The following is a 15,194-nucleotide window of genomic DNA, read 5'->3' as shown; positions in this document are numbered from 1 at the left end:
GGCATGTGGACAGAAACACCATAGCGGGCGTTCGCGGCGATTATTCCAAGCTTACCGATATTTCATCCGCAGGGCCGCATCCGATGACGTCGGACGTCTCCTCTTTCCAGCGAGGGCCTGAAGGCAGGCTCTTCTAATGCGGGAGATTGTGACGATGGGCCTGATGCTGGAATTGATGGTGGCTGGCGCTTTGCTCGCCGGCGCAGCGCCGGACATGCATGTCGATGCCCAGGGCTTGCAGATGGCTCGATCGGGAGACGCTTTGATGCTGGCGGGACGCATTCGGGTCGCCAGTCGTGACTGGTGCGCCGCGAACCGCGCCTTTCTGACCCCGAATTCTGTGGGCGACCCCCTGATGTGCGAGCGGGAGATGAGGCGTCGGGCCTACAACGCCCTGCCTTGGTCCAGCCGCCTGGACTTCGTGAGGGCGGGCGGTCAGACCGCCCTCAACCGGCCTTAGAGCGGCCTGAGCATATAGCGGGCGTCAGAACCGTAGCTGGCCAGTTTCGCCGCCATGGCCTCGGCCGGCTGTTCGACGAAACCGTGCCGTGACCAGAAGCCGACCGCGTCGTTGACCGCGACCAGGGCGATGGCGGGCCAGCTGTCTTCAGCCACCTGTTCAGCCAGCCGCTCGATGATCCGGCCCGTGACGCCCCCGCCCCGCGCTTCGGGATGCAGGGCCAGGTCGTGCAGATAGATCAGGGCCGGTTCGGCCGGCAGTCCCTCGATCACCGTGTTCAGCGCAGGCGCGCTTTCGGCCCGCCACGGATAGGCGATCAGATAGCCCCGGACCCCGCCATCCCCATCCGCCAGCACGAAACAGCCGCGCGGATACAGCGCCAGCCGATTTTCAAAACAGGGCCGGTCCTCGAAATGGTTCGGGAAGGACAAGCGCGCGACCTCGACCACGGCGTCGATGTCGGTCGGCCGCATGGGCCGCCAGTCTAGCTGGGGCAGCGGGCGTTCAGTTCCGCCTTCTGGAAGCGCCATCGGATGATCCTTTCCTGACCGTCCATCACGCCTTCGATCCGGGCGTTCAGGACATCGCCCTCGCGTTCATAGACGACGCGTTTGGGAAAGTCGTCGTCCGCCGCCTGTTCGAACACGACGCGGGTCGGACCGGACGCGATGACCGGAAACAGTGTCGCAGCCTGCCCTTCGGGATGCGCGAAATAGGCCAGAGGGGCCGCCGGGGTCGGATCGACCGGCGCGATGCGTGACAGCTCCCACCCCGCCCGGCCGCCGCGCACCGTCAGGGATGTTCCCAGCATCAGGTTCAGGCGCGGATCGGTCCAGGTCTCGGACACCTCGCGCCCTGGTTCGCATGACAGCCAGTAGCCGGACATCCAGCCCAGGTCGGGGCGCAGGTCCGCGTGAAGCGCAGCGGCGAGAAGCAGCGGGGTCAGCATGGTCGTCATCGCTCTCCAGTCGAGGCGCATAAGCTAGACGGGATGCGGCCCCGACAGCTTGTAGGTTTGCGACGCGATGGCGCGGGCCAACTCATGCTGTTCACGCGCCCATTCGGTGGCGGTGCAGCCCAGAAAGCGTCGGAAGTCGCGCGCCATCTGCGGCTGATCGAAATAGCCGGCCTCCAGCCCGGCCGCGAGCCAGCTTTCGCCCCTGTCCGGGTCGGCGGCATGATCGAACACGCGGCGAAAGCGAAAGATCGAACGCAGCAGGCGCGGCGACACCCCGACCCGATCGGCGAACCGGCGCTGAAGGGCGCGCTGTTCGGACGGAGATCGGATCGGCGCCGGACGATCGTCGGCCGACAACTCGATCTCAGCCCGGATCACCGGGTCTATCGTCCAGTCCGCACCACGCCTCTGCGCGTCAAGCCAGGCGGCGATGGCCGCGACCTGCCCCGTTGGATCTCCGGTCGGAGCGACGAAGCCGGCCAGGCGCTCGACCATGTCCAGCCGCCGGTCGGTCGCCTCGTTCAGCGGCCGCCCCAGAAAGCCGCGCGCGCCATCGGGCTCAAACCGAACGGCGACCAGTTCGGTCGGACCGGTCGGCCGCATGACCACAGGCCGGGTCATCTGCCCCGCGAACAGGGCCGAGGGCTGCAGGCGGAATTCGCCATCGTCGCCCTGTTCCGCATAGGGGGCGCCCAGGTCGAAGATCAGCTCGGCACAGCCATCGGGCGCAATGCGCTGGATGGTCGGTGAAGGATCGGGTGCGGCATAGGTCCAGATCACGCGGACGAACGGCCTCAGGGCCGGCGGCGGCGCGAACTCCTGATATCTTCCCTCCCCCGAGGCCACCTCAGTTGACCTTGGACGGGTCCGGCGGGGCGTCGGGCAGGGCCGAGACCGGCACGCCGTCGTCCTTCAGCTTTTGCACCTCGGCAGGCGTCGCCTCGCCATAGATCTCGCGCTTCTCGGACTTGCCCTCGTGAATGTCGCGGGCCTCGCGGGCGAAAGTGTCGCCGACATAGTCGAAGTTGGCCTCGACGTGGGCGCGCACCTCTCGGGCGGCGGTCATCATAAGGGTCTGCATCTTGGCGGCGACATCCGAGCCCGGATCGGACTTGCGCGCCCCGCTTACGGCCGGGGCCATGATCGCCTTTTGAACCGAATGCGAGCCGCAGAACGGGCATTCCACCAGACCACGTTCCGCCTGACCGTCAAAGTCGGACGAGGAGCCGAACCAGGCCTCGAAGCCGTGGGCCTGGTCGCATTTCAGGGCGTAGCGGATCATGGGACAATCAAACGGCGGGCAGGAAATCGCGATCATGTGTCAGGGCGGGCACGGCCGCACGCGCCCTGGCCACAGCCTCCATGTCCAGTTTCGCCGTCACGATGCAAGGGTCGTCGTGATCCGCCTTGGCGATGATCTCGCCCCACGGTCCGACGACGGTGGACCGCCCCCAGGTGCGGCGACCATCCTTATGCAGCCCGCCCTGGGCCGGGGCCAGGACGAAGGCGCCCGTCTCGATGGCGCGCGCGCGCAACAGCGTCTCCCAATGCGCCTCGCCGGTCGGGGCGGTGAAGGCGGCGGGCACGGCGATCATCGACGCGCCCGCCTTGGCCAACTGGCGGTGCAGGTGTGGAAAGCGGATGTCGTAGCAGATGGTTAGGCCCAGCCGGCCCCAGGGCGTGTCGGCGACCGCCGCCCCGTCGCCGGGCCGCACAGTCGCGCTCTCGCGATAGGTCTCGCCGTTCGGCAGGTTCACATCGAAGACGTGCAGCTTGTCGTATCGGGCGACGATCCCTCCCGACGCATTGATCAATAGCGACCGATTGGCGGCGCGGCCGTCACCGGCATGGCCGGACCTCACGATGGCCGAGCCGATCAGCAGCCAGACGCCCAGTTCCGCCGCCAGACGACGCAGACCCAGAACGACGACATCGGCGTCCTCGGTCGTTATCGCGGCGTCGCGACGATCGCGGCGCTGCTCCAGGACATTGGTCCCCTCGGGGGTCAGGATGAACTTCGCCCCGCCGGCCGCGGCTTCGCGGATCAGAGGCTCGACATGGGCCAGCGCCGCCTGCGCCGTCGCCGGCGTACGCGTCTGGATCAGGGCGATGTCGAGCCCGCCGCTCACGGGATCAGGCCGCCAGAAGCGCGTCGAGCTTGCCGTCGCGATCCAGGGCGTGGACGTCGTCGGAGCCGCCGACGTGCTTGCCGCCGATGAAGACCTGCGGGAAGGTCATGCGGCCGCCTGACTTCTCGACCATCTCAGACTTCTTCTCGGGATCGTTCGAGGCGACGATCTCGGTATAGTCCACGCCCTTCTTCTTCAGCAGCGCCATGGCGCTGTAGCAATAGGGGCAGCCGGGCTTGGTGTAGATGACGACGTCGGCCAAATCAGGTCTCCAGAACAGTGTGTCTCCAGGCAGCGAGCCGCCGCGCGGGGAGCGATAGGGGTTACATAGTCAGTTCACGGGCGTTTCGCACCCGTGCGATGACCGCCAGGTCCACGCCGCGCGCTCCGGCGTCGAGCAGGGCGCGCGCGCAGGCCTCTCCGGTCGCGCCCGTGGTCAACACGTCGTCGATCAGAAGGATGCGCCGTCCCCGGATCCGACGCCGCCCTGCCTCGGTCACGGCGAAGGCCTTTCTGACGTTCAGACGCCGCCCGCGCTGGCTCTTGCCGCCCTGGCTGGTCGTATGGGTCGTGCGGACCAGGGCGTCGGGCAGATAGTCGCGTCTCGCGTCGCGGGCCAGCGGTCGGGCGATCTCGGCGGCCTGGTTGAAGCGGCGTGACAGCAGACGCAACGGATGCAGCGGCACGGGAACAACCGCATCGGCCGCCTCGACCAGATCGGCGGCGGACCGGCCGATCCAGCGGGCGAACAGGGGTGCGAACTGCTGCTGGTCCCCATGCTTGAACCTCAGGATCAGCCCGCGAGACGCCTCGTCGTACAGGCACGCCGCCCGCGCGCGCTGAAAAACATAGGGCTGGGCGATACAGGCGGTGCAGCGGTCCTCGGCGAAGGCGCCGCCGTCATATTCGAACGCGGCCCCGCATCCGTCGCAGACCGGCGCCTCCAGAAACTTGATGCGGCTCCAGGCGTCGGGCGTCAGCCCTGCGGCGGCCGTCGCCTCGCGGCTGTCATGCGCCATCGGCGGGAGGATCAGATCGGCCAAGCCGCGTCCCGCGCCGCGCAACTGTCGCCCTGCCCCTTCCCAGGCGCGCCGCCAGCCCCCATCCTGTGCGTTCATGACCGTCCCCCCATCCTCGTCCGAAGGCCCCCCGCGCATCTTCGACGCCGTTCGACGTCAGGCGCGACTGGCGCGGTCCGCCGCCCGGTTCGACCAGGCCGACTTCCTGCACGCCCGCGCCGCCGCCAACGCCGCAGAGAGCCTGGAAGCCATACTGCGCGATTTTCTCGTTGTGGTCGATTTATCCGACCATCCAGGGGTGTTCGAGCGCGCGGTTCGATCCAGCGACGCCGCCGGTCGCGTCGGATCGATCCTGACGCCCGTCTCCCTGGCCCAACGCGCGGCGCCGGGCGCGGAAGCCCTGCCGCTTGAGGATGGATCGACCGATCTGATCGTCTCGCTGCTGACCCTGCACTGGGCCAACGATCTGCCCGGCGCCCTGGCCCAGATCCGGCGGGCGCTGAAACCGGACGGCCTGTTCATAGGCACTTTGTTCGGCGCGGGCACCCTGAAGGAGTTGCGCGCCATCCTGACCGAGGTCGAACTGGAGGAACGCGGCGGGGCTCAGGCGCGGGTTTCGCCCTTCGCCGACGGCTATGACGGCGCGGCCCTGTTGCAGCGGGCGGGTTTGGCCTTGCCCGTCTCCGACGTGGACCGGTTCACCGTCCGCTATGCCGATATGTTCGCCCTGATCCGCGACCTGCGCGCCATGGGCGAGACCAATGTGCTGCATGGATCGGTCCGACCGCTGAACCGCCGCATCGTCGCCCGCGCCGCCGCCCTCTATGCCGAACGTCATGCCCAGCCGGACGGTCGTATCCTGGCGACGTTCGAGATCATCCATCTGGCCGGCTGGAAACCGCACGAGAGTCAGCAGAAGCCCCTGCCCCGCGGCTCGGCCAAGACGCGTCTGGCCGATGCCTTGGGCGTCAGGGAAATGACCGGCGAGTCGGATTAGTTGCCGACGACGGCCTTCATGGCGGTGGTCAGTCGTTCCACCGTCACGGCCAAGCCGCCGTTCTGGGTATTCGCCAGGGCGCTGAACGAGGTGACGATCGCCAGGAAGATGAGGGCGCAGATCAGGCCGTATTCAATGGCGGTGGCCCCGCTCTCATTACGCAGGAATCGGCCGATAAGACGTCGCATGGCCGGCCTCCCTGGTCGGCGGTGATCAGAGCAGGTCGCGCAACCAGGCGACCAGAGGTTCGTCCGCCGGCGGCATGGGATAGTCCGAAAGTTTGCTCGGCTTCACCCAGGCCAGGCCGTCGTGTTCACGCGCCGTGACCACGCCGTCCCACCGTCGGCACAGATACAATGGCATCAACAGGTGAAACGAATCGTAAGCGTGGCTGGCGAAAACAAATGGCGACAGACAGTTTTCGCTGACGTCGATGCCCAGTTCTTCCCTAAGCTCGCGGATCAGGGCCGCCTCGGGCCGCTCTCCCGGCTCGACCTTGCCGCCCGGAAACTCCCACAGACCGGCCATTTTCTTACCCTGCGGCCGTTTGGCGATCAGCACGCGCCCGTCCACGTCGATCAGGGCGACGGCGACGACCAGGACGGTGGGGAGAGGTTCAGTCATTGTTGGCCGAGATAGCGAAATTGGGACAGTTGCACTTCAGTGTCTGTCACGGCGTAGTTGACGCGGACCCGTCGATCAAAGGTGAATTGATACATCCGCCCATCATGACTGCGGCCCATGAATGGAAAATCGGCGAAGGCTTCGCAGCGATGGCGGATGTTTTCGACGAAATCGTAGGCCGCCTTGGGCGAGTCCGAGGCGATGAGGTCGTAGATCGCCTCAAGATCGAATTCTGCGCTCGGAAGCCAGACGAGCTTGTGGCTCACGCGTTGGCGTCGCGCTTCAACCGCGCCTCGTGTCGGGCCAGAAGGTTCAGCCGAACCTGTTCGGACGTCAGGGCCGGCCGGGGGTCTGCAAGCGCGCGATCATGCTGAAGCCTAACCCATTCCAGAGCGTCCTCGGACGGATGTTCGCTGTCGAGATCCGCGTTCAGTTCGCTGCTGACGAACGGCGGGAATTCCTGGGCGTAGCGATTCAGTGGTTTCGGCTTGGCGCTCATGACCTCACCCTATCACGAAATCAGCTGCGATAATCGCCGTTGATCTCGATGTAGCCCTTGGTCAGATCGCAGGTCCAGACGGTCGCCGAGGCCCGGCCCGCGCCCACGTCGACGGTGATGTCGATTTCGGGGTTCTTCATATAGGCGCTCATCTTCGCCTCGTCGTAGGTCGCGGACGGAGCGCCATCCACGGCGGCGACGTTGGGTCCGAACCGGATGCCCAGGCGGTCGCGATCCACCGGCTCCTCGGTCTTGCCGACCGCCATGACGACCCGGCCCCAGTTGGCGTCCTCGCCGGCGATGGCGGTCTTGACGAGGGGGCTGTCGGCGATGGACTTGGCCAGTTTTCGAGCTGATGCCGGGCTGGCCGCGCCGTCCACCGTCACCTTGACGAACTTGGTCGCGCCCTCACCGTCGCGCACCAGCTGGTGCGCCAGATCCAGCATCACCTTGTCCAGTGCAGCCGAGAAGCTCTTCAGGCGACGGTCGCCGACCCGCCCGATGCGCGGCGCGCCCGAGGTTCCGGTGGCGAACAGCAAGGCCGTATCGTTGGTCGAGGTGTCGCCGTCCACCGTCACGCTGTTGAAGGTGGTGCGGACGTGCAGGCCAAGCAGCGCCTGCAGCACATTGGGATGGATGTCGGCGTCCGTGACGATGAAGGCCAGCATGGTCGCCATGTCCGGCGCGATCATCCCCGACCCCTTGCCGATGCCGGCGATGCGAACCTTGTAGCCCTCGATCTCGGCCTCGGCGTACGAGCCCTTGGGGAAGGTGTCGGTGGTCATGATGCCCCGGCCGGCCCTGGCCCAGGCGTCGGCGTCCAGCCCGTGCTCGATCTCGGGCAGTTTGGCGACGATCTTCTTTTCGTCCAGCACCACGCCGATCACCCCGGTCGAGGCCAGCATGACGTCGCGCTGGCGACAGCCGAACCGTTTGGCGACCTCGGAGGCCGTGCGGCGCGCCGCGTCGGCGCCGGCCTTGCCGGTGAAGGCGTTGGCGCAGCCGGCGTTGACCACCAGGGCCCGCACGTCCTTGCCACCCTCGGGGCCCGTCAGATGCTTCTTGCACCAATCCACGGGCGCCGAGCCGATCTTGTGGCGGGTGAAGACCCCGGCACAGCTGGTGCCACGCGCGAAATGGAACACCACCAGGTCGTCGCGCTCGTGCTTGTAGAATCCGGCGCGGGCGGTGGCGATCTCGACCCCGCCGATGGGCGGGATGGTCGGAAACGGCACGGCCAGGGGCGATACGGCCAGGCCGGGCTTGCCGGCGGCGGGCGCAGCCGCCGCGACGGCCGCATCCGATCCCGGCGTGCGGGTCGCGCGCTTCAGGGCCGTGGCGAACGGATCCAGCGCCTTTTCGAACACATGTTCGATCTTCTGGCCGGTCGTGGAGGGGGGCTTGGTCATGTCAGGCGGCCGGTGCGGGAGGCGGGGTGGACGCCGGGGCGGGCGCGGCTGAGGCGGCGGGCGGCGACTGTGCAGGCAGGCGCACATCGACCTTGGCCTTGCCACGCAGCTGTTCCAGCAACTGGCGCACGCCCTCATAGGTCAGATAGCGCACGATCTGTGGACGCGCCTGTTCCAGCGTCGGCGGGTTTTCCTTGCGTCGATCCTCGACCCGCAGCACGGCCCAGCCGCCCTCGGTCTGGAAGGGGCCGACGGTCGATCCGGCCGGCTTGTCGCGCAGGGCGTCGGCATAGGCTTGCGGCATGACGTCCAGCGTCGAATAGCCCAGGTCGCCGCCGGAGAACCGCGTCGCCTCGTCCGCCGACCGCTCCGCCGCCACCGCCTCGAAGCCGGCGCCCTGGCCCAGGATGCCGATCACGGCGTCTGCTTCGGGCTTGGTGCGCGACAGGATCAGGCGCACCCGGATCTCCTCGGAGGTCTTCGCCAGCCGAAGCTGCTCATTATAAAGGGTCTGCACCGCCTGGTCGGACACGGCCTTGTTGACCACGCTCTCGACCAGCATGTCGCCCAGAATCCGCTCGCGGGTCGCCTCCAGACGTCGCTGCGCCAGGGGCGAAGAATCCAGCCGGCGGCGTTGCGCCTCGCCGGCCAGCAGTTTCTGGTCGATCACCTCGTCCAGCACGCGACGGAAAAGATCCGAGGTCGCATCCAGCGCCTCACCCTCGCCGATCAGGCCTTGCGCCACCGCCTCGCGCTTCACGTCCGACGCCCAGATGGTCTCGTCCTGAACCGTCGCCACGGCCTGGTCGCCCTGTTCAGGCGGCCGGTCGTCGCCGCCGCGTGAACAGGCGCCCGTCGCCAGGACAGCCGCCATAAGCGCCGTCGTCAGAAGGTTTGAAGGTCGCCGGAAGGGGGTCAAGGGGGCGCTCCGTCGAAGGCGGCCGAAAGCCCCTCGCGTTGACAGGGGTTAGGCCGGTGCTTAAGTCCCGCCTGCGCCCAAGTCGAGGGGTTTTGATCGTCTGCGCGGCCCTTCGCGCGCGCCTGATGCGGCGCTCCGGGGCCGTGATCGTTCAGGGCCTCTCTCGCGGCGTCCGTATCGCCGCCCCTCACGGGATTTCAGAGCCGCTCAGCTCGCAGACGCTCGACCGCTACCGGATCCAACATGCTCGGCTTCGCCAAGAAACTTTTCGGCTCTTCCAACGACCGCAAGGTCAAGGCCTTCCAGGACCACGCCCAGCGCATCAATGCGCTGGAGCCCAAGTTCGAGGCCCTGTCCGACGACGAACTGCGGATGATGACCGACGCCTTCCGTGACCGGCTGGCGAACGGCGAGACCCTGGACAAGATCCTGCCCGAAGCCTTCGCCGTCGTGCGCGAGGCGTCCAAGCGGGTGCTGGGCCAACGTCAGTACGACGTCCAGCTGGCCGGCGGCATGATCCTGCATGAAGGCGGCATCGCCGAGATGCGGACCGGCGAAGGCAAGACCCTGGTCGCCGTGGCGCCGGTCTATCTGAACGCCCTGCCCGGCAAGGGCGTGCACGTCATCACCGTCAACGACTACCTGGCCCGCCGCGACGCCGAGACGATGGGCAAGGTCTATCGCTTCCTGGGTCTTGAGGTCGGCGTCATCGTCAACGGCCTCAGCCAGGGCCAGCGTCAGCAGGCCTATAATTCGGACGTCACCTACGGCACCAACAACGAGTTCGGTTTCGACTATCTGCGCGACAACCTGGTCTATGACCGGCGCGAGATGGTGCAGCGTCCGCACAACTTCGCCATCGTCGACGAAGTCGACTCCATCCTGATCGACGAGGCGCGCACGCCTCTGATCATCTCGGGACCCACCGAGGACCGTTCGGACCTCTACAAGGTGCTCGACGGCCTGATCAAAGAGTTAATCAAGGACAAGGAGACCTTCGAGCTCGACGAGAAGCAGAAGCAGGTCCTGCTGACCGAGCTGGGCTCCGAGCGGATCGAAGAGTCGCTGGAAAGCGGCGGGCATTTCGCCGCCGACACGACCGGCCTGTACGACGCCGCCAACATCAGCCTGGTCCACCACGCCAACCAGGCCCTGCGCGCCAACACCCTGTATCAGCGCGACAAGGACTATATCATCAAGGGCGGCGAGATCGTCCTGATCGACGAATTCACCGGTCGCATGATGACCGGCCGCCGCCTGTCCGAAGGTCTGCACCAGGCCATCGAGGCCAAGGAAGACGTCAAGATCCAGCCCGAGAACCAGACCCTGGCTTCGGTGACGATCCAGAACTACTTCCGCCTGTACGAAAAGCTGTCGGGCATGACCGGCACGGCGGCGACGGAAGCGCAAGAGTTCGGCGACATCTACAAGATGGACGTGCTGGAAGTGCCGACCAATCGGCCGATCCAGCGTAAGGACTATGACGACGAGGTCTATCGGACCCACGCCGAGAAGAACCAGGCCATCGCAAAACAGATCGCCGAGTGCCACCTGGCCGGTCAGCCGATCCTGGTCGGCACGGTCTCGATCGAGCGCTCGGAACAGCTGTCGGACCTGCTGAGCAAGTTCGAATACAAGGTCGAGGTCTCGCGCACGCTCAAGCCTGAGTACGCCGGCAAGGCCAAGGAAGCCGAGAAGATCGGCGACGCGGCCTATGACATCAGCTACGAAACCAAGCTGCGCGGCATCCCGCACTCCGTCCTGAACGCGCGTCAGCACGAGCAGGAGGCCTATATCGTCGCCGACGCCGGTCTGCCGGGCGTGGTGACCATCGCCACCAACATGGCCGGCCGCGGCACCGACATCCAGCTCGGGGGCAACCTCGAAATGAAGATGCAGAAGTGGATGCTCGAACAGCGCAATATGGCTGTCGAAGTCACCCACGAGATGGAAGTGGCCCAGGAGGCCCAGTTCAAGGCCGACATCGCCGTCCAGAAGAAGATCGCGCTGGACGCCGGCGGCCTGTTCGTCCTGGGCACCGAGCGCCACGAGAGCCGCCGTATCGACAACCAGCTGCGCGGCCGCACCGGCCGTCAGGGCGACCCCGGCACCTCGAAATTCTACCTGTCCTGCGAGGACGACCTGCTGCGCATCTTCGCAGGCGACCGTCTGGACTCGATCATGAAGACCTTCGGTGTGGCCGAAGGCGAGGCCATCACCCACCCTTGGCTGAACCGCGCCATCGAGACCGCCCAGAAGCGCGTTGAGACCCGCAACTACGACATCCGCAAGAACCTGCTGAAATACGACGACGTCGTGAACGACCAGCGCAAGGCCGTGTTCGAGCAGCGCCAGGAGTTCATGGACTCCGAGGACCTGTCGGAACTGGTCGGCGATTTCCGCCGCGACGTGGTCTCCGACCTGGTCGAACGCTACATGCCGCCCAAGGCCTATGCCGAGCAGTGGGACATCGACGGTCTGGACGAGAAGGTCCGCTCGACCCTGGGTCTGGAACTGCCGCTGCATGACTGGGCCGCCGAGGAAGGCGTGTCGAACGAGGAGATCGAGGACCGGCTGCTGGCCGCCTCCGACGCCCGCGCCGCCGAACGCCTGGAACAAATCGGCGCCGACCAGACGCGCGGCCTCGAAAAGCAGTTCATGCTGCAGATGATCGACATGCAATGGCGCGAGCATTTGGTCCACCTGGACCACCTGCGCGGCGTCATCGGCCTGCGCGGCTATGGCCAGCGCGACCCGCTGAACGAATACAAGACCGAGGCCTTCTCCCTGTTCGAGAGCCTGCTCTACGACCTGCGTCACAACGTCACCCGCTGGCTGATGACGGTCGAGTTCCGCTTCCAGGCCCCGCCCGAACTGCCCGAGTTCCAGGAAATCCACCTGAACCCCGGCACCGGCGAGAACGAGATGGCCAATCCGTCGGCCCAGAACCCGGAAGGCACGCTGATCGGCGACGATCGCTCCAAACTGCCGATCGAGATGCTGCCCCCCGGCTGGGAAATGACCGGCCGCAACTCGCCCTGCCCCTGCGGCTCGGGCCGCAAGTTCAAACACTGCCACGGCGCGCTGGTCTAGGCGGCGCCGCTTGCCTCGGCGCGGTCTCTGGACGATCCTGATCTAAAGGAGACCGCTATGGGCAGGCACGAACGGATATCGACGGACCTACCGGCCTATATGATCGGCGAACTGCGTGCCGCCGTGGACGCCGGCGAGTTCGCTTCGACCGATGAGGCCGTACGCGAGGCCCTGACGCATTGGCTCGTCGGCCGATCCACGACCCCGATGACCCCGGACGAACTGCGCCACCACCTTCAGTCCGAACGCGATGGCCCCGACGAAGACGCCGAGGCGGTGTTCGACCGGCTGGAAGCCAAATACAGTGCCCTTGTCGCGGCGGATCAGTCCAAGGGATGAAGGTCGTCTTCTCGCCCGGCAGCGAGAGGGATCTCGAACAGATCGCCGATCACATCGCGCAGGACAGTCCGCGCCGCGCGCTGAGCTTCGTCCGTGAGCTTCGCGCCGCCGCCCGCGCCTTGGCGCTAGATCCCGAAAGCCGTCTAAAGGCGAACTTCGATCCGCGCATCCGCCGATCCGTCCATGGCGCCTATAATCTCTACTACGCCGTCCTTCCGGGTGAACTTCGCTTTCTGGCCATCGTTCATGGTTCGCGAGCGGACGACGCCGTTCTGTTCGATCTGGTCAAGCGATGAGCCACAAGTCCCTCTTCTCCCGCGCCCTGTCTGCGGTCCCCGAGCGGCTGCACTTCGCGGCGCACAGCCATCACCTGTGGCCGGACGCCAGTTTCGAGGCGCAGCAGCAGGCCTGGGTGGACGCCAATCTGCACGCCGACCACAAGTGGGATCTCGTCTTCGGCCAGGTGATCCCCGAGGCCCAGGCGCAGGTCGCCGCTGAGTTGGGCCTGTCGTCGCCCGACAGTATCGTCTTCTCTTCCAACACCCACGATTTCCTGCTGCGCCTGTTCTCGGGCGTGGAGCGGACGCCGGTCCGCATCCTGGCGACGGACGGCGAGTTCCACTCCTTCCGCCGTCAGGCCGAGCGGTGGGAGGAGATCGGGGCTGCGGTGGTCACCCGCATTCCCCTGGCCCCCTTCGACACCTTCGCCGACCGCTTCGTCGCCGAGGCGGCCAAGGGCGGCTACGACTGGATCGTGGTCAGCCAGGTCTTCTTCCGCACCGGCGGCCTGTTCGACCAGATCGAGGATCTCGCCGCCTTGGCCCGGCCAGAAGGCCCCTGGGTCCTGATCGACGGCTATCACGGCTTCATGGCGACCCCGACCGACCTGTCGTCGGTGGCGGACCGGGTCTTCTATGTCGCCGGCGGCTACAAATACGCCATGGCGGGCGAGGGCGCCTGTTTCCTGCACGCCCCGCCCGGCTTCTGTCCGCGCCCCGTTGTGACCGGTTGGTTCGCGGAGTTCGGCGATCTGTCGGGACCGCCCGGCGGGGTCCAGTATCGCAGCGACGGCGGCCGCTTCTGGGGGGCGACCTTCGACTGTTCTGCGCTTTATCGGTTCAACGCCGCGCGCCGGATGCTGGAGAACCAAGGGCTGGACACCGCCGCTGTCGCCGCCCACGCCGGCGATCTTGCCGGCCGCTTCCAGACGGCGGTTCAGAACGGCCGCGCCGGTGTGCTGAGCCAAGCCGAAATTCTCAACCCGGTGATCGGCGACGCGCCGCGCGCCCGTTTCTTGGCCCTTCGTCACCCCGACGCCCAGGCCTGGTGCGCCGGTCTTCGCCAGGCGGACGTGGTCACCGACGTGCGCGACGACGTGATCCGCTTCGGCTTCGGTCTGTATCAGGACGCCGAGGACGTCGATCGCCTGATCGCCGCCTCCCGAACCCTCTGATCAATAGAAGATCGTGTCGTCCTGCTTGGTCGGGGCCGGCGCCGCGCGCGGCATCGAACCCGGGCGGTTCGGTCGAGACGGCGCGGCGGGCTGGGCCTGGGGCGATCCCGGCGTCGGCGTCGTGTTCGCATCCGGGGCATCGACCGGCGGGATAGCCGGAAGCGCCGGATAGGGCATGGCCGGCGCCTCGCCTTGCGCCGTCGGACCCTCGGTCTCGGCATCGGGCGCGATCGGCGCATCCTCGGACGCTCCCAACCGATCCGGCGCCCCGACATCGTCGCGGATGAAGGCCCAGGCGCGACGGTCGGCGCAGCCGCAGGCTTTCAGGAAGCCGTTCTGATCGCGCCACAGGATCAGCGGATAGCTGATCTCGACCCCGGACTCCTTCAGCAGCCGGCTCAGTCGCTCGTCGAACCGCCGTCCGGCCTCGACCACGGCCGTGCGCGCCAGATTACCGTCGGCCTGGGGCAGGCCGGCTGCGGTCCAGCTGCTCGCCGGCGTCGCCATCCAGCGCTCGTACAGGGGCCAGTCGCGGGTCAGCCACAGTTCGGCGACCGTCGCGCGCTCCGCCGCCGTCGATTGCGCCGCGCCCTCCAGATCGGGGCGGGCGAACAGGATGAAACGGGTCTCGATCCCTGCGGCCTTCAGCTTGGCGACCTCGTCGCGTTCGTAGCGATGGGCCGAGGCGCTGTCGCGATAGGTGACGATATAGAGGGCCTGCCCGCCGCTGCCGTCCGACACCCATGAGGCCTCGTCGAGCAGTTGTTGGACTTCGGCCTGATTGCGGCTGATTGTGACCGGCTGGAACCGCGAATAGAAGTTCCAATAGGCCCAGTATCCCGCGCCTGCGAGCAACAGGCCGACCACGGCCGCCACGATCGATCCCATAAGAAAGCGACGCATATGATCGGGTGCTCCAGCTTCACCGTTGACCCCTCACAACGCATAGCATCGAAATCCGTTGTCCACGCCAGCAGTCGGCGCCGGACAGAGGCCAAAATGTCGCGAAGAATCCCCAGCGCCCGCTCTTGAACGACGACATGGGCTTCCCATTTTTGTTTTCGACGCTGCGGGACACTCCCCCCTCCGAACCGCAGCGAAGCGAGACCGGCGCCCTCCCCTCCCCTCCAGGCGCCGCTCGCGCAGGCCGCCGGACTCCCCCAGTCCGGCGGCTTTCTGCTTTGTGGCGCTGCACAATAATTCCAACCTGATCGCTGATCATCACAACGATCGGTCGCCAGGGGCTTCCCGAGCGACCGGACCTGGCCTAGTCAGCGGGGGTGGCGCCGCGTCGC

General features: G+C 66.9%; 20 protein-coding genes. 6 read left to right on the top strand and 14 right to left on the bottom strand.

Features of this window, described 5'->3' with window-relative positions; genetic code table 11:
- The first annotated feature begins 136 nt into the window (after positions 1-136).
- Positions 137-460, top strand: a complete 324-nt coding sequence (locus AC3ISA_RS06725; protein ID WP_372691654.1) for a hypothetical protein — start codon at positions 137-139, stop codon at positions 458-460.
- Here AC3ISA_RS06725 and AC3ISA_RS06720 read toward each other — a convergent pair.
- From AC3ISA_RS06720 to AC3ISA_RS06690, 7 genes are all read right to left on the bottom strand, one after another.
- Positions 457-933 carry a GNAT family N-acetyltransferase gene (locus AC3ISA_RS06720; RefSeq protein ID WP_489179839.1) on the bottom strand — a complete coding sequence of 159 codons (477 nt, stop codon included), beginning with the start codon at positions 931-933 and terminating at the stop codon, positions 457-459. The genes AC3ISA_RS06725 and AC3ISA_RS06720 overlap by 4 nt on opposite strands.
- A gap of 11 nt (positions 934-944) precedes the next feature.
- A complete protein-coding gene (locus tag AC3ISA_RS06715; protein ID WP_489179838.1) occupies positions 945-1,418 on the bottom strand; it encodes a DUF6265 family protein in 474 nt (157 codons plus the stop codon).
- 24 nt (positions 1,419-1,442) lie between these two features.
- A complete protein-coding gene (locus AC3ISA_RS06710; RefSeq protein WP_489179837.1) occupies positions 1,443-2,264 on the bottom strand; it encodes a DUF6597 domain-containing transcriptional factor in 822 nt (273 codons plus the stop codon).
- A 1-nt stretch (position 2,265) separates the two neighbouring features.
- Complete coding sequence (locus AC3ISA_RS06705) at positions 2,266-2,700, bottom strand: DUF1178 family protein (RefSeq protein WP_489179836.1); 435 nt, start codon at positions 2,698-2,700, stop codon at positions 2,266-2,268.
- Positions 2,701-2,707: 7 nt separating this feature from the next.
- The gene (locus AC3ISA_RS06700) at positions 2,708-3,547 is read right to left on the bottom strand and encodes a carbon-nitrogen hydrolase family protein (RefSeq protein WP_489179835.1); all 840 of its coding nucleotides are present in this window, start codon (positions 3,545-3,547) and stop codon (positions 2,708-2,710) included.
- A 4-nt stretch (positions 3,548-3,551) separates the two neighbouring features.
- Complete coding sequence (gene grxC, locus AC3ISA_RS06695) at positions 3,552-3,809, bottom strand: glutaredoxin 3 (RefSeq protein WP_489179834.1); 258 nt, start codon at positions 3,807-3,809, stop codon at positions 3,552-3,554.
- A gap of 61 nt (positions 3,810-3,870) precedes the next feature.
- The gene (locus AC3ISA_RS06690; RefSeq protein WP_489179833.1) at positions 3,871-4,665 is read right to left on the bottom strand and encodes a ComFC family protein; all 795 of its coding nucleotides are present in this window, start codon (positions 4,663-4,665) and stop codon (positions 3,871-3,873) included.
- On the opposite strand from AC3ISA_RS06690, the gene AC3ISA_RS06685 reads away from it, so the two are divergent.
- Positions 4,664-5,563 carry a methyltransferase domain-containing protein gene (locus AC3ISA_RS06685; RefSeq protein ID WP_489179832.1) on the top strand — a complete coding sequence of 300 codons (900 nt, stop codon included), beginning with the start codon at positions 4,664-4,666 and terminating at the stop codon, positions 5,561-5,563. The two genes, AC3ISA_RS06690 and AC3ISA_RS06685, sit on opposite strands and share 2 nt — an antisense overlap.
- Here the strand turns inward: AC3ISA_RS06685 and AC3ISA_RS06680 are convergent.
- From AC3ISA_RS06680 to AC3ISA_RS06655, 6 genes are read right to left on the bottom strand one after another with little or no spacing between them, the layout of a single operon-like run.
- Entirely contained in the window at positions 5,560-5,751 is a 192-nt protein-coding gene (locus AC3ISA_RS06680) for a Flp family type IVb pilin (protein WP_372691644.1), read from the bottom strand. The two genes, AC3ISA_RS06685 and AC3ISA_RS06680, sit on opposite strands and share 4 nt — an antisense overlap.
- A gap of 25 nt (positions 5,752-5,776) precedes the next feature.
- Positions 5,777-6,187, bottom strand: coding sequence for a (deoxy)nucleoside triphosphate pyrophosphohydrolase (locus tag AC3ISA_RS06675; protein ID WP_489179831.1), 411 nt, complete (start codon positions 6,185-6,187; stop codon positions 5,777-5,779).
- The gene (locus AC3ISA_RS06670) at positions 6,184-6,453 is read right to left on the bottom strand and encodes a type II toxin-antitoxin system RelE/ParE family toxin (RefSeq protein ID WP_372691642.1); all 270 of its coding nucleotides are present in this window, start codon (positions 6,451-6,453) and stop codon (positions 6,184-6,186) included. The genes AC3ISA_RS06675 and AC3ISA_RS06670 overlap by 4 nt, the downstream gene beginning before the upstream one ends.
- A complete protein-coding gene (locus AC3ISA_RS06665) occupies positions 6,450-6,686 on the bottom strand; it encodes a hypothetical protein (RefSeq protein ID WP_372691640.1) in 237 nt (78 codons plus the stop codon). Before AC3ISA_RS06665 ends, AC3ISA_RS06670 begins: the two co-directional genes overlap by 4 nt.
- Before the next feature lie 20 nt (positions 6,687-6,706).
- Positions 6,707-8,095, bottom strand: a complete 1,389-nt coding sequence (argJ, locus tag AC3ISA_RS06660) for a bifunctional glutamate N-acetyltransferase/amino-acid acetyltransferase ArgJ (RefSeq protein ID WP_489179830.1) — start codon at positions 8,093-8,095, stop codon at positions 6,707-6,709.
- A gap of 1 nt (position 8,096) precedes the next feature.
- Complete coding sequence (locus AC3ISA_RS06655; protein ID WP_489179829.1) at positions 8,097-8,969, bottom strand: peptidylprolyl isomerase; 873 nt, start codon at positions 8,967-8,969, stop codon at positions 8,097-8,099.
- Between the two features lie 288 nt (positions 8,970-9,257).
- Between AC3ISA_RS06655 and secA the strand changes: the two genes are divergently transcribed.
- The 4 genes from secA to AC3ISA_RS06635 are packed head-to-tail and all read left to right on the top strand — an operon-like array spanning position 9,258 to position 13,899.
- Positions 9,258-12,107 (top strand): preprotein translocase subunit SecA, encoded by a 2,850-nt coding sequence (secA, locus tag AC3ISA_RS06650; protein WP_489179828.1) that lies wholly within the window; start codon positions 9,258-9,260, stop codon positions 12,105-12,107.
- Positions 12,108-12,164: 57 nt separating this feature from the next.
- On the top strand, positions 12,165-12,446 hold the full coding sequence (locus tag AC3ISA_RS06645; RefSeq protein ID WP_372691635.1) for a ribbon-helix-helix domain-containing protein: 282 nt from the start codon (positions 12,165-12,167) through the stop codon (positions 12,444-12,446).
- Positions 12,443-12,742 carry a type II toxin-antitoxin system RelE/ParE family toxin gene (locus AC3ISA_RS06640; RefSeq protein ID WP_489179827.1) on the top strand — a complete coding sequence of 100 codons (300 nt, stop codon included), beginning with the start codon at positions 12,443-12,445 and terminating at the stop codon, positions 12,740-12,742. Before AC3ISA_RS06645 ends, AC3ISA_RS06640 begins: the two co-directional genes overlap by 4 nt.
- Positions 12,739-13,899: an aminotransferase class V-fold PLP-dependent enzyme gene (locus AC3ISA_RS06635; protein WP_489179826.1), complete on the top strand. Its 1,161-nt coding sequence runs from the start codon at positions 12,739-12,741 to the stop codon at positions 13,897-13,899. Before AC3ISA_RS06640 ends, AC3ISA_RS06635 begins: the two co-directional genes overlap by 4 nt.
- Here the strand turns inward: AC3ISA_RS06635 and AC3ISA_RS06630 are convergent, their stop codons facing one another.
- Positions 13,900-14,802, bottom strand: a complete 903-nt coding sequence (locus tag AC3ISA_RS06630; protein ID WP_489179825.1) for a hypothetical protein — start codon at positions 14,800-14,802, stop codon at positions 13,900-13,902.
- Between the last annotated feature and the right edge of the window lie 392 nt (positions 14,803-15,194).

It is taken from the genome of Brevundimonas sp. KH_058, assembly GCF_057838505.1.
The sequence above is the reverse complement of the archived record's forward strand: the minus strand, read 5'-3'. Positions and strand labels throughout refer to the sequence as shown.